The sequence below is a fragment of the Clostridium uliginosum genome (genome assembly GCF_900112485.1).
Lineage (GTDB): Bacteria > Bacillota > Clostridia > Clostridiales > Clostridiaceae > Clostridium > Clostridium uliginosum.
On sequence record NZ_FOMG01000003.1, the window covers coordinates 16,604 to 28,833 of the forward strand.

The following is a 12,230-nucleotide window of genomic DNA, read 5'->3' on the forward strand; positions in this document are numbered from 1 at the left end:
AACCTGTTATTTTCTTTCATGTTCCTAACCTAAATAAGTTATATCATAAAATGCTTTATCTGCTCTTTCATATGGTAATTTAACCATATATTCTTGTTCTTCATTTGAGCTGATTGTGAATGTTCTCCACTCATTGCTTTGTGGTGAACCAAAAGTCATTTCAATAGTTCCATCAGTCACATCAAAAATCATAGAACGAAGTGTACCAAAGAACTCCTCATAATAGTGACAACACAAGCCTTGTGGGTATGAAGTTGAAAGTAGTCCCTTAAGATCATCACAAGAAAGTTTTTTCTTTGCCTCAAAAGTTTTTACAATAATATCATTTCGTAATTCTGAATTTTTTATCAGCATCTTTTCGTATGCTTTCAATTCAAGAAACAACACATGATTTGTTGCACTCAAGTAAGTTTTATTGCTATTGCTGTCCAATATTTCATAAGACTTATGACCGTCCATGCATTGAAGTAATGCTATTTTATTATTCTTGTCAGCAAGCATCAAATTAATATTATAGCCAATAGGAGCTTTCATAGCAAAATCGATTGCTTCTTCAACATCCTTACAATTTTCAAGAATACTTCTAATAACAATCCAAAACTGAAAGCCCGTTACACCTGGCTTTTGTCCACCCTCAAAATTTCCAACAGGCAATCCATTACTTGCTTTGCAAGCTGCAAGACCATGTTCATTCATACCGTCACATCTTCCAAAGAGATTTAGCAATGAACCAATGTGAGAATATTTTCCTTTAATCTTTGTTTTAGCAAAGCACATTTCCTCCATCGCATCGTTGAAATCATAATTTCTTGCCATCATTGTGTGACCATTTTTGGTTTTATCAGGTAAAGCTGCCATCAAACTGCAACCACGCTCCAAATATGTCATCGAATAAAAGATTACTTGCTCACGACTAACTCCAATAGTATCTGCAAAACCTTTAATTTCTTCATTGATACCACTACAATATTTGTCCAAAAGTTCTGTAATTGCTAAGAGTTTATCTTGTGGATAGGTATTTGGTGGCAATAGCACCATATCAAGAATAGTGGAATGGGCTAATACCCATTGACCGATTTGTACACCCACTTCATAACTTGTACCTTCAAAATTTTTAAAATATGCTGTTGTTTCTTTCATAAAAAAACACCTTACCTTTCCCTTATAATATAAGGCAAGGAATTTTTTTATATTTGATATTTATTGCGGATTATACAAACTATCTTTGTTACACTTTTTATAACATTATTCGTAACAAGTTTTATAACTTAATTCATTACATTTTCAGTAACATTTTTTGTATCATATATTGTTACAAAAATTATTACTATATTTTTTCAAAAGTATAGCTTAATGGTTTATTTACACCTGATTTTTCTTCATCATAAATTATAATTATCAAGCAAAAAATATATATGCTTCTAACTAAATATTATTAATTAAATATATAATTTTCTATAAAAATTATATAAAAGATTATAAATGTATTAACTTAATTAGAACATATATATTAAAACTTTTGTATCATTTTACATCTACTTTTAAGTAATTCAATCATAGCCTTAGCTCTATATTCTGGAACACCTGTAAAATCAATTTCTTCAATACGATTAGCTAAAGTGTTGGCTAAGCTCTTATACCTTTGAGGGTTTTTAATTACTAATTCTTTTGCTTGAATCTTATTATCAACATCAAAAGTTCCAATCATACTCTTGTTATAATCATAATCTATAAGATCTTCTTCCATTTCAAAATTTAATAGTGAATATCCATAACAGCTACTTGATTTATTGAAAACTTCTTACTGCAACATATATATTTCAAAAATTATAATATCTAATGTTTTATTTATTCTTCTCTAAATCCTTCAATACTTTTTCTAATGTTCCATTTAAATATATATCAACAAATTCTGCTTTTTTATAACCTAAAATATCTGATATTTTTTCGATTTTTTCTATAGTATCTTCAGATAGGTTATAGTTAGGTCTTAAGCGTTTAGTACTAGTAAACTTAGCAATTATATCTCTTTTTCCAAGAGAAAGTGTTTTAATTACTGCTACATTTTTAGTATCATCTTTTGTAATATTATCTGTATCATATCTTGTAACATTAGTTGTTACAAGATTTCTTTAGCAATATAGTTTTATTATTGTTCCTTTTGAATTAATTTTCCCTCATTTAATTCATCAATTAGTAATTCATAAACATAACTTGCACTTTCTTTATATAATCCTGTTTCTGTATCATATAGTTTATCAAAAACTAATGAATTATATATCATATTCATTGATTTTTCTATAGTAAAAGATTTGTCTTCACATAAAAATTTTACAAGTTCTTGAATAATACCTTCTATCAATTCTTTTTTAATATCCACATTAATTCCCTCCAACTAATTTAAGATATTTTATTGCTTTTTTACTATGAAATGAATATTGATTAGAAAATCTTTTATACTTCATTTCTTTTATTAATGTATCGATATCTATCAATCCTCTAGTAAAAGTTCTAAATAATAAAGCTAAATCATCATCTGCTACTGGTCCTACTACCAAATCATATTTATTATCATTATTACATTCGATACTATTTTTATCTTGAAATTTTCTATCTCTATTATTCAATACAAAAATAGCCCATTCTCCAGTAGGACTTTCAAATTTTTTAATATTTAACTCTTTAGCTTTATATATATTTTCATCTAGTTCAAATTTATTTACATAGGGATCTCCACCATAAATCCTTGCTACTCTTTTAGCCATTAGTTCTGCCTGTTCTTTAATCCCTGTACAATAAAATCCTTGCCCAAAGTCTTTATATGGTCTACATTTATTTAAATTAATCTCATTAATAATCATATTAGATCCATGGTATAATATCATACCAAATACCCTCCATTTTTTCTTGCAATTATAACCAGATCTTCTATTGCATCATCTATGGATAATGTATGTTCTATTTCATAGTTCTCCAAGAGAAATTTAATAGCATTATGTTTATTTAAGTAATTAAATGATTGCTTATAATTAACATGAAATTTTTCTGCAAATTCATTTACACATACAACCATGTAGTCTATTATATTTTGTTCTTCTTTGTTAATTTTACTCACCCACATTCTATATCATATTATTAATTAATGACTTAATTTATAAATTTAATTTTATTATTTTTTAAATTACAATATCTAATGTTTTATTTATTCTTCTCTAAATCCTTCAATACTTTTTCTAATGTCCCATTTAAATATATATCAACAAATTCTGCTTTTTTATAACCTAAAATATCTGATATTTTTTCGATTTTTTCTATAGTATCCTCAGATAAATTATAATTAGGTCTTAAGCGTTTAGTACTAGTAAACTTCGCAATTACATCTCTTTTTCCAAGAGAAAGTGTTTTAATTACTGCTACATTTTTAGTTGCTTTTTTTGTTACAGTTTTTGTATCATCTTTCGTAATATTATTTGTTACAAAAGATGATACTAAATTTCTTTTTTGAGTATCATTTAATGGTTTAGGTACAACTGGTTTTATTTTTTCTTTCTTTCTTACCATGACATTATCTCCTTTGCAACATTCTTATACGCTATAGCTCCATCAAATTTTTCGCCAGCGTATTGAGTTATGCTTTCAAATCTCATTACTGCATCCTTAAATTTGATGCTAGTTTTAATTAAATCAGGAAAAACATAATACTTTTCTTGTAGCAGTTGTGCTACTTCCTTGCAATGATTAGCTCTGCTATCATACATAGTAATTAATACTTTTACTTCTTTTAAATTCTTATTATATTCTTGAACTTGCTTAACAGTTTCATTTAATATTCCGAGTGCTCTAAAAGACAAATAAGATGCATCAGTTGGAGCTATCGCATAATCAGACGCAAATAAAGAATTTATAGTAGTATTTCCAAGTGATGGACTATTATCTATAAGTATATAATCAAAATCTTCCTTAGCTTTTTCAAGTGCTTTATCTAAAACTGTTTCTCTCCCCATAACCCCCATTAAATACATTTCTATAGTTGAAAATTCTATGCAGCTAGGAACCATATATAAATTTTCATTTCCAGTTTGAACTATTACATCTTCTAAATCCATATCTCCCCTAAAGACATTCTCTATACTTGCATAATGTTCTAGTGGATCTAGTCCAACATATACACTTAAACTACTTTGAGGGTCTAAATCTATTATTAATGTTTTCTTACCTAATTTACTTAATTCATATCCCAAATTATATGTTGATGTAGATTTTCCTACTCCACCCTTATTATTTAGAATGCTAATTACAACTCCCATTTTTTTCACTCCTATCTTTATCAATATCTTTGATATTGTAACAAATTATATAACAAACTATGTAATAATTCTTATAACATAATTTATTACGCGTTTTATAATATTTTTTGTAACTATTTTAGTAACATAGTTTGTTACACTTTTTATAATATTTTTTGTAACTTAATTAGTAACATAAAGTAATCCTTATCTATTATATAAGTTATTCAAAGTACGTTACTAATTAAGTTACGATTTTTATAACAATTTTAGTTACTAATTTTGTTACTGTATTTATAACAAAATTAGTATCGGTTTTTCATATTTAAAATATTTATAATACTGTTTGTATAAATACGTTACTTAGTCACACGAAAGAAAATAATATTCCAAATATGTGCCTTATATATATTGTTACTAAAATTTTAAATAGATTCTTGTAACTTGTTTTGTAATATAAATTGTTACTATATACGTTACTTACTTAGTTATAATTTATGTTACAAAAAAAGTAACATAAATTGTAACCTATTTTTAATTTAGCTATGTTTTATCAGGGTGTTGATATTGTTATATAATAGCGAACTGGCATTGAAATTTGCTTTGTAGAACTCTTAATGAATATTTGTCCTATTAATTGCTTGTCACAATCTTTGATTGGGAGCATGCATTAATAGGACTAATATTCATTTTAGAGTTTTTAAGTGAGAGTCAAAATTTTATATTTTGCTTCCTGAACTTACTCAGCGAACGAATGTGAGTCGAGCTTCATCTTAAATTTCACTGTCCATGAGCTTTATATAACAATATCAACACGGTTTTAAAACAAAGCGAAATATAAAACCACTCTAACCGTGCTTATACTAATAAATATCTTATGTACTATCAACAAATCTTAAATCAATTTTATTAACTCTTTTAAAAATATTTCCTATATTTTTATTCCTATATACTTATTTGTTTTACATCATTATTTTCTAATTCTTTTATTGAATTATAAAGCTTAATAAAGTACTTAGGATCTTTTAAAATCTTTATATTTTCAAGCATGTTGTTGTACTCATCTTGAGATATTAAAACAACATTTTTATTATCTTTCCTTGTTATAATTACTGTTTCATTATTATCATTTACCTTATCACAATATGTTTTTAGATTTTCACGAGCATTTGAGTAATTAACTGCTAGCATTAAATCATCTCCTTGTTCTTGTACAATATTTAGTACATTAATATTATAAACTATTTTTCATAATAAATGTAAAAATATTTAATAAAAGTTACCATTTAAAATTAAAAAGATCTTTATTATCTTTGTAAATATATAAATAAAATATTCTGTTTTAGAATATCAACACTATTCTAAGACATAGACATTTTTTTATGTTTTCCGTTAATTTTTTATTTTAATGCATACATATTAATATCTAAAAAATAAGGAGGTAAAAACTATGGCTATTGAAAAGATAACAACATCAACTTCTCTTAGTATCGAAGTACAAACTGGCACTGACAAATCTGGGGATGCAATTTTTTCTAAGAAAACTTTTTCAGGTATAAAGCCTGACGCTACAGCTGATAACTGCTTTGCAGTTGCTGAAGCAATCAAAGAAGTTATGGGTTCTGCTTGTAGAAATTACTATTTAAATGATTCTGCAAAGCTTCTTAATGCTTAATTTTAAGTACTCTTTAATTAAACCTAGATCAATAAGTTAATTTTAGCTATCAAATTAAGCATTAAGCATGATTAAAATTAAAGGAGGTAAAAAAATGGAACACATTTTAACAATGGTTTTCTTAGCTACACAAGGGGATAAGGTATCAATTAGCATAAATGGTGTTAAACCTGATCTTAAAGATGAAGATGTAAAAAAGTTAATGACTACTATAATTGAAAAAGACATTTTCGTAAACGCTAAAGGTTCATTAGTTGCATTATCTAGTGCTCAAATGACACAAAGAGAAGTTAAAAAACTTACAGTTAAATAATTCAAAAAAATCCACTTAATAAATTTATTAGGTGGATTTTTTTATGTGCAATATTTACATATAAACTGGCTATTTACAATATATATACCCTTTCTTCTTACTTTCTACCCTATCTCCAATTAAGTTTTAACTCCATATATACTATTGCAAAGTACTTGAGTAATTTGGGTTTAAGCTTGTACATATTTTAGAGATTGATAAATAGCAAGGACAAACCCTGCTAACTTATACTATTTTTATGCATAATTACTCTCATGCATAATTACTCTCGCGCACCATTTCTTCACTTCATCATAACACCTTGTATTAATAATTTCACTTTCTACTTCTCCACTATCAAGGTCAATGCTCTGCTTTTCTAAAACATACATTCCACCTATAGTTCTACTAAGTAAATATTTAAATCTTATTTTTGTATTTGTAGTAAAATCTGCAACAACCATTACTCCATACTCATCAGTAATGTTTTTAACTTCATTTTCCATATATCTCCATACTCCTTTGTAAGGGATTCCCCCGAACTATATAATTAAAATGGTAACTCACTATCTCTATAGTATTTATTTATTGGGTTCTGTTTTAAAATATCAACATTCACTTAAAACAGAACCATTTATTTTAATGCTTCCCTTTATTTTTCTTCTTAATCAATTAAATTGCAAAACCAATTAGGAATAATATAACATTTATAGTATAATTTAATAAATAATACAAATATTATATTATTAAATTAGGAGAATTCAGTATGAAAAATATTAAGAACTATATTATATTCTTATCAATAATTATTTTAACAGTTTGTTTAGGATATTATTTTCATTCTAAATATGTAACTCTTGATAACATTTTTTCTATGACAATAAATAAAGAAAATGTAGATAAAATCTATATTAGAGGTGTTAATTCTGGAAATATAAAATCTATTAAAGATAAAAATAAAATTAATGAAATTTTATCTAATCTTTCTAATGTAAAACTTGTTGAATATTATGGAGATACAGCAAAAAATAGAACTAAAGGTGCTTACGAAATAGTTATTTATAAAAACGCTGAAGATACTTTATTTATTTATACACTTGGTAAAGAATATTTAATGATTTCTGATAACGAGAAATCTTTAAAAATATATAAAATACTTGATAACAGTTTTGATCGTGAATATATGAAAAAAATAACTTCATTTCTTTCGCATGTATCAATATACACTTGATTTTTTTTTTTACGCATCTGCCTTTTCGAACGTATGTGAGAAAAATCTGGCAAGCGAATATATTTTCTTTTTATTCTTTAGTTTTTATTTTTTAGGCATATTAAAGAAAATAACAAGTCAAAGATATGACGCAAAATAGACTAGCTGACTTACTTGTTATTTATTTTAATGTGCCTTAACCTTTAAACAAAATATAATCTGCGTTGTCCACAACTTCTTTAAGAATATAATTTCCAAAGAATAAAAAATCACACTCCTTTAAATCTGAAGTGTGATAAGCATCTATTATATTAAAACATTATCTAACTAGCCATAACATAAATTAAACAAGGTTTTAAATTTAACAATTTCTATCTTCTGGAACATTAGTAGGATCTTGAATTAGAGTAGTGAAAAAATAATCATGATCATGTTGATCTTCTGGCTCTGTTGTACCTTCTACTAAATGAATGTGTTTTCCATCAGAAAGCCAAAGCGCTGGACCGGTAGTATCACAAATTTTATGGAAATGATCATCAAACGTATCTGTAAACACAGCTATTTTATGAAAATGATATTTACCGGGTCCCATTGGAGGACCAGTCACACCAGCAATACGATGATTGTGTTCTACACCCTCATCCTTTGCATAGTCTGTACTTGATAAAAATTCGTGATTATGATTTTTTACTCTATAATAATTTTCATTACCTTCATCATTTTCGTTAGAATGTCGACCACGATTATTATACTTGTATCCCATTGAAATTTCCTCCTTAGTTATTCAAGATACTATATATTATGTTTATTTACATACTTATGTGAATAAAATAAAACTATATTGTTATTAAACATATAAATAAAGGAATAGGTGTCTAAAATGATTTTCCAAACCATTTTAGACACCTTTATTTTAATTAATCTGTAAGAATTTATAATATATGATACACTGTTTGTTATATGTGATTAGATTACTCTATGGCATCTTTATCTGATAATTAATGAATTTGTTTAGCATATGTTTATTAAAATTCATCCCATGGTATTATTGCTACTAATATACCCCCTCTTTAGGCTGGTGTGTTAGTGGCAGTTAGCTTCCTGAATAAGTTCAGTTAAGATTCAGATGAGGATGAAACTCCATCTGAATTAAGTTTCACTTGATAATAATCATCTCCCCATTTGCACATCATACTAAGGATAGGCATTAAACTCACACCTACATCAGTTAATGAATATTCAACCTTTGGAGGAACTTGAGGATAAACTTTTCTAATAACTAAATTATCTGCTTCTAGCTCTCTTAGCTGTTGAGTTAACATTTTTTGAGTTATTTGGGGAATTAGTTTTTTTAATTCATTAAATCGCTGTATTCCCTTAGTACCTAGATGCCAAATAATAATAGGCTTCCATTTTCCACCTATCAAATCCATTGTAATTTCGAAGGTACATGTATACTTTTTATTTTTAAATTCTAAAGTGTTGCAACTAGAGCTCATAATCCTCATCCTTTCAACAGTATCCTTTTGGATACTATAATACAAAATAGTGCGTACTTGTTATATATAGACTTGTTTCTTATAATAATACCATAAGTTATAAAAAACAAGTCAAGGCGACTGTGGAGCCGTCGATTTTTTTTACGCATCTGTCTTTTCGAACGTATGTGAGAAAAATCTGGCAGGCAAATATATTTTAATGTACCTTAACCTTTAAACAAAAATATAATCTGCGTTATCCACAACTTCTTTAAGAATATAATTTCCTAAAGAATAAAAAAATATCAATTAGGAGGGCTATATAAATGGATGCAATATTAAATAGAAAAAGTATAAGAAAATATAAAGATATAAGTGTAAGTGATGAGATGGTTGAAGAATTATTAAAAGCAGGCATGGCAGCACCTTCTGCTGGAAATGAACAACCTTGGGAATTTATAGTTTTAAGAGATAAAGAGATTATGAGAAAAATAACTGAAGTACATCCATATTCAAAAATGCTATTAAATACAGATGTAGTAATTATAGTTTGTGGAGATGAATCAAAAGAGATATTTAAAGGCTTTTGGGTACAGGATTGTTCAGCTGCCACAGAAAATATATTAATAGCTGCTGAAGATAATGGTTTAGGTGCTGTATGGTTAGGCGTTTATCCAATGGTAGATAGGGTAGATGGGATTAAAGAAATTCTAAATTTACCATCTAGTGTAATTCCTTTATCAATAATACCTGTTGGATACCCAGATGAGGAAAGAAAACCAGAAGATAGATTTAATAAAGCAAGAATACATTATGACAGATGGTAAAGGTAAAAAATTAAAAATTCAAGCAAGTTATTAATTTAGAGGAGGTAAAATATATGAAGGTTGTTGCATTTAATGGAAGTCCTAAAAAGGAAGGTAATACGTACCATGCTATAAAAATGGTAGCAGAAGAATTAGAAAACGAAGGTATAGAAGTTGAAATTATCCATGTAGGAAATAAGACTATAAGAGGTTGTCTTGCATGTAATAGTTGCGTTAGAAACCAAAATGAGAAATGTGTTATTGATAATGATGAAGTGAATGAATGGGTTAAGAAAATGAAGGATGCAGATGGTATAATACTAGGTTCTCCAGTTCATTATTCAGCTATAGGTGGAACTATGAAATCATTTTTAGATAGAGCGTTTTATATTGCTGGGAATGGAATGTTAAGGCATAAGGTAGGGGCAGCTGTTGTTGCTGTTAGACGTTCAGGAGGAGTTACAACTTTTAATCAATTAAATAATTACATTAATTATTCTGAAATGCTTATGCCAACTTCAAATTACTGGAATGTAATACATGGAACATCACCAGGAGAAGCTACAGAGGATGAAGAAGGAAGACAAATAATGAGAGTTCTTGGAAAAAATATGGCATGGCTTATGAAATTGGTTGAAAACGGAAAAGGAACTGTTAAAGAACCAGAAAGAGAAAATAAAATATTTACAAACTTTATTCGCTAATTTAGAATAATGAAAAATATTAGGCTATGTTTTAAAATATCAACATTCATTTAAAATATAACCAAATATTAAAAAGGTGAGGGATATAAATTATAAAAGTAGTTTCAAAAAATTTTGCTAAGCAGAATATGAAATTAAATTATATGAAGAATATTAAGCTAACAAAAAGAAGAAATTCCTTTAGAAAATATAAAAAGGGAGATATAATAATGAAATTAAATAGAATTCATCATGTAGCTATTATTTGTTCAAACTATGAGAAATCTAAAGATTTTTATGTTAATATTTTAGGTTTAAAAATTATTAAAGAAACATACAGAAAAGACAGACAATCATATAAGTTAGACTTAGTTGTTGGAGATAACTATCAAATAGAATTGTTTTCTTTTCCTAAGTCCCCTAAAAGGGCGAGTTATCCTGAGGCAAGTGGACTAAGGCACTTGGCTTTTGAGGTAGATAACATTGAGGAAGTAATAAAAGAGCTAGCTAATAAAAATATAGTTACTGAGCCTATTAGAATTGATGATATTACTGAGAAAAAATTTACTTTTTTTAGCGATCCAGATGATTTACCGATAGAATTATATGAAAGATAGAATTTATAGTTATAGTGGTGCCAAATGCATCCCACTATAGTTTAGCAAAAGGCGCTGTTTTAGCAGAATGTTGATATTGTAGTATAAACAAAGTTCTTAGTCTCAGATGAAACTTACTTTCAACTGAAGGTTAGAAATTGTTATCCAGGAACGTGCAGCCGTTATGAATATTACGGATGCTAGCTATCGGATAAAAGCTCATGGACAGAGGAATTTACTTAAAACATAACTTAGAAAAAAATAAAGCTGAAAATCAATTTAAGTAAAAACTTATTTAAAGTAACAAAAAGTGTAACAGTTTTTTGTTACACTTTTTGTTACTTTTTATGCTACTTTTTTTGTTACTTTTCATATTTAATTCTACTTACTAACCCTGTTACAGGATAATTGAATATCCCAACTTAATATATCAATACTTAAAAGTTTGGCTCTGTTTTAATATAGTGTTGACACATATCCAAAAGTTTAAATATTCCAATATAAAAACTTTTTATATGTTCTATCTGTTAATTTTTTATACTACTTTTGTCAAAGCTAATTACAGTTGCTCCCATATTATCTGGAGTATCTTTACTTTCAAGAATAGCATATCTAATTGCATTATCTGAACACGTTTTTACCATTTTAGGCAAATATCTTGGTCTTCCTGGTATGAATTTATTTTTATCAGAATATGAATCGTATACTAGATCTTTAATAACTTTACCATCAGATTCATACTCCTCAAGTTTATTTACTAAAAGCTTACCATCATTTTCTATTGTTCCCTTAATTACGCGCACATAACCTTCTTTACCGTTATTAAATGAATCAATAAATTCGTCTAGCTTTGCTATATTATACACTTCAAGTTCTTTGCTATTAGGTCTCGAAACCATTATTACGCTACCATTTCTAAGCGATACTTCAAAATCCCTAGCTTCTTCTATGTTAGGCTTCTTTAAATCACTATTTTCTTGAAATGATGCTTCTAACTCCTTGGCTTCTTCTATATTAGCATTTTTCAAATCACTGTTTTCTTGAGTTGTAGTAGTTTCAGTAAAACCTAAGGATTTATTATTTATAGCTTCATTACTATTCTTATTATTTGTACATCCGCTAATAACTAAAACTACTGTTGCAATACTTGCTAATAATATATACCTTTTCACGACCTTACCTCCTTAAACTTTGTGATTATATA

The 12,230-nt window shown here is 27.3% G+C and carries 18 protein-coding genes; 6 read left to right on the plus strand and 12 right to left on the minus strand.

The genetic code is table 11. The features are described 5' to 3' along the window. Positions 1-24: 24 nt before the first annotated feature. The 8 genes from BM027_RS02855 to BM027_RS02895 all read right to left on the minus strand — a co-directional run bounded on the left by BM027_RS02855 (position 25) and on the right by BM027_RS02895 (position 5,477). The gene (locus tag BM027_RS02855; RefSeq protein WP_090088625.1) at positions 25-1,140 is read right to left on the minus strand and encodes a C45 family autoproteolytic acyltransferase/hydrolase; all 1,116 of its coding nucleotides are present in this window, start codon (positions 1,138-1,140) and stop codon (positions 25-27) included. Positions 1,141-1,510: 370 nt separating this feature from the next. Continuing rightward, positions 1,511-1,747, minus strand: coding sequence for a hypothetical protein (locus tag BM027_RS02860; protein ID WP_090088627.1), 237 nt, complete (start codon positions 1,745-1,747; stop codon positions 1,511-1,513). Positions 1,748-2,149: 402 nt separating this feature from the next. Further along, positions 2,150-2,380: a hypothetical protein gene (locus BM027_RS02870; RefSeq protein ID WP_090088629.1), complete on the minus strand. Its 231-nt coding sequence runs from the start codon at positions 2,378-2,380 to the stop codon at positions 2,150-2,152. Position 2,381: 1 nt separating this feature from the next. Continuing rightward, complete coding sequence (locus BM027_RS02875) at positions 2,382-2,885, minus strand: DUF3990 domain-containing protein (protein WP_090088631.1); 504 nt, start codon at positions 2,883-2,885, stop codon at positions 2,382-2,384. Beyond that, entirely contained in the window at positions 2,882-3,115 is a 234-nt protein-coding gene (locus BM027_RS02880) for a DUF3791 domain-containing protein (protein ID WP_090088939.1), read from the minus strand. The genes BM027_RS02875 and BM027_RS02880 overlap by 4 nt, the downstream gene beginning before the upstream one ends. Positions 3,116-3,198: 83 nt before the next feature. Beyond that, a complete protein-coding gene (locus BM027_RS02885; RefSeq protein ID WP_090088633.1) occupies positions 3,199-3,561 on the minus strand; it encodes a hypothetical protein in 363 nt (120 codons plus the stop codon). Next, positions 3,555-4,307 carry a ParA family protein gene (locus BM027_RS02890; protein WP_090088634.1) on the minus strand — a complete coding sequence of 251 codons (753 nt, stop codon included), beginning with the start codon at positions 4,305-4,307 and terminating at the stop codon, positions 3,555-3,557. Before BM027_RS02890 ends, BM027_RS02885 begins: the two co-directional genes overlap by 7 nt. 924 nt (positions 4,308-5,231) lie before the next feature. After that, entirely contained in the window at positions 5,232-5,477 is a 246-nt protein-coding gene (locus BM027_RS02895) for a type II toxin-antitoxin system Phd/YefM family antitoxin (protein WP_090088636.1), read from the minus strand. Positions 5,478-5,736: 259 nt separating this feature from the next. Here BM027_RS02895 and BM027_RS02900 point away from each other — a divergent pair, with 259 nt between their 5' ends. Continuing rightward, on the plus strand, positions 5,737-5,961 hold the full coding sequence (locus BM027_RS02900) for a DUF1659 domain-containing protein (RefSeq protein ID WP_090088638.1): 225 nt from the start codon (positions 5,737-5,739) through the stop codon (positions 5,959-5,961). 94 nt (positions 5,962-6,055) lie between these two features. Continuing rightward, positions 6,056-6,274, plus strand: a complete 219-nt coding sequence (locus tag BM027_RS02905; RefSeq protein WP_090088640.1) for a DUF2922 domain-containing protein — start codon at positions 6,056-6,058, stop codon at positions 6,272-6,274. Between the two features lie 236 nt (positions 6,275-6,510). Here BM027_RS02905 and BM027_RS02910 read toward each other — a convergent pair whose 3' ends face one another. After that, positions 6,511-6,759, minus strand: a complete 249-nt coding sequence (locus BM027_RS02910; protein WP_090088641.1) for a hypothetical protein — start codon at positions 6,757-6,759, stop codon at positions 6,511-6,513. 260 nt (positions 6,760-7,019) lie between these two features. Here BM027_RS02910 and BM027_RS02915 point away from each other — a divergent pair, with 260 nt between their 5' ends. Then, entirely contained in the window at positions 7,020-7,484 is a 465-nt protein-coding gene (locus BM027_RS02915) for a hypothetical protein (protein ID WP_090088643.1), read from the plus strand. A gap of 340 nt (positions 7,485-7,824) precedes the next feature. Here BM027_RS02915 and BM027_RS02920 read toward each other — a convergent pair whose 3' ends face one another. Next, on the minus strand, positions 7,825-8,226 hold the full coding sequence (locus BM027_RS02920) for a YmaF family protein (RefSeq protein WP_090088645.1): 402 nt from the start codon (positions 8,224-8,226) through the stop codon (positions 7,825-7,827). Positions 8,227-8,578: 352 nt separating this feature from the next. Then, entirely contained in the window at positions 8,579-8,962 is a 384-nt protein-coding gene (locus BM027_RS02925) for a winged helix-turn-helix transcriptional regulator (protein ID WP_090088647.1), read from the minus strand. Positions 8,963-9,267: 305 nt separating this feature from the next. Here BM027_RS02925 and BM027_RS02930 point away from each other — a divergent pair, with 305 nt between their 5' ends. From BM027_RS02930 to gloA2, 3 genes are all read left to right on the plus strand, one after another. Beyond that, positions 9,268-9,768, plus strand: a complete 501-nt coding sequence (locus BM027_RS02930; protein WP_090088648.1) for a nitroreductase family protein — start codon at positions 9,268-9,270, stop codon at positions 9,766-9,768. Positions 9,769-9,821: 53 nt separating this feature from the next. Then, on the plus strand, positions 9,822-10,451 hold the full coding sequence (locus tag BM027_RS02935) for a flavodoxin family protein (RefSeq protein ID WP_090088650.1): 630 nt from the start codon (positions 9,822-9,824) through the stop codon (positions 10,449-10,451). 209 nt (positions 10,452-10,660) lie between these two features. Further along, the gene (gloA2, locus tag BM027_RS02940; RefSeq protein WP_090088651.1) at positions 10,661-11,047 is read left to right on the plus strand and encodes an SMU1112c/YaeR family gloxylase I-like metalloprotein; all 387 of its coding nucleotides are present in this window, start codon (positions 10,661-10,663) and stop codon (positions 11,045-11,047) included. Between the two features lie 506 nt (positions 11,048-11,553). Here the strand turns inward: gloA2 and BM027_RS02945 are convergent. After that, positions 11,554-12,198, minus strand: a complete 645-nt coding sequence (locus BM027_RS02945; protein ID WP_090088653.1) for a DUF4362 domain-containing protein — start codon at positions 12,196-12,198, stop codon at positions 11,554-11,556. Between the last annotated feature and the right edge of the window lie 32 nt (positions 12,199-12,230).

What these genes read in the sequence shown, in the direction of transcription:
- BM027_RS02855 (WP_090088625.1), bottom strand. Translation starts at nt 1,140, where the DNA reads ATGAAAGAAACAACAGCATATTTTAAAAATTTTGAAGGTACAAGTTAT.
- BM027_RS02860 (WP_090088627.1), bottom strand. Translation starts at nt 1,747, where the DNA reads ATGGAAGAAGATCTTATAGATTATGATTATAACAAGAGTATGATTGGA.
- BM027_RS02875 (WP_090088631.1), bottom strand. Translation starts at nt 2,885, where the DNA reads ATGATATTATACCATGGATCTAATATGATTATTAATGAGATTAATTTA.
- BM027_RS02885 (WP_090088633.1), bottom strand. Translation starts at nt 3,561, where the DNA reads ATGGTAAGAAAGAAAGAAAAAATAAAACCAGTTGTACCTAAACCATTA.
- BM027_RS02890 (WP_090088634.1), bottom strand. Translation starts at nt 4,307, where the DNA reads ATGGGAGTTGTAATTAGCATTCTAAATAATAAGGGTGGAGTAGGAAAA.
- BM027_RS02895 (WP_090088636.1), bottom strand. Translation starts at nt 5,477, where the DNA reads ATGCTAGCAGTTAATTACTCAAATGCTCGTGAAAATCTAAAAACATAT.
- BM027_RS02900 (WP_090088638.1), top strand. Translation starts at nt 5,737, where the DNA reads ATGGCTATTGAAAAGATAACAACATCAACTTCTCTTAGTATCGAAGTA.
- BM027_RS02905 (WP_090088640.1), top strand. Translation starts at nt 6,056, where the DNA reads ATGGAACACATTTTAACAATGGTTTTCTTAGCTACACAAGGGGATAAG.
- BM027_RS02910 (WP_090088641.1), bottom strand. Translation starts at nt 6,759, where the DNA reads ATGGAAAATGAAGTTAAAAACATTACTGATGAGTATGGAGTAATGGTT.
- BM027_RS02915 (WP_090088643.1), top strand. Translation starts at nt 7,020, where the DNA reads ATGAAAAATATTAAGAACTATATTATATTCTTATCAATAATTATTTTA.
- BM027_RS02920 (WP_090088645.1), bottom strand. Translation starts at nt 8,226, where the DNA reads ATGGGATACAAGTATAATAATCGTGGTCGACATTCTAACGAAAATGAT.
- BM027_RS02925 (WP_090088647.1), bottom strand. Translation starts at nt 8,962, where the DNA reads ATGAGCTCTAGTTGCAACACTTTAGAATTTAAAAATAAAAAGTATACA.
- BM027_RS02930 (WP_090088648.1), top strand. Translation starts at nt 9,268, where the DNA reads ATGGATGCAATATTAAATAGAAAAAGTATAAGAAAATATAAAGATATA.
- BM027_RS02935 (WP_090088650.1), top strand. Translation starts at nt 9,822, where the DNA reads ATGAAGGTTGTTGCATTTAATGGAAGTCCTAAAAAGGAAGGTAATACG.
- gloA2 (WP_090088651.1), top strand. Translation starts at nt 10,661, where the DNA reads ATGAAATTAAATAGAATTCATCATGTAGCTATTATTTGTTCAAACTAT.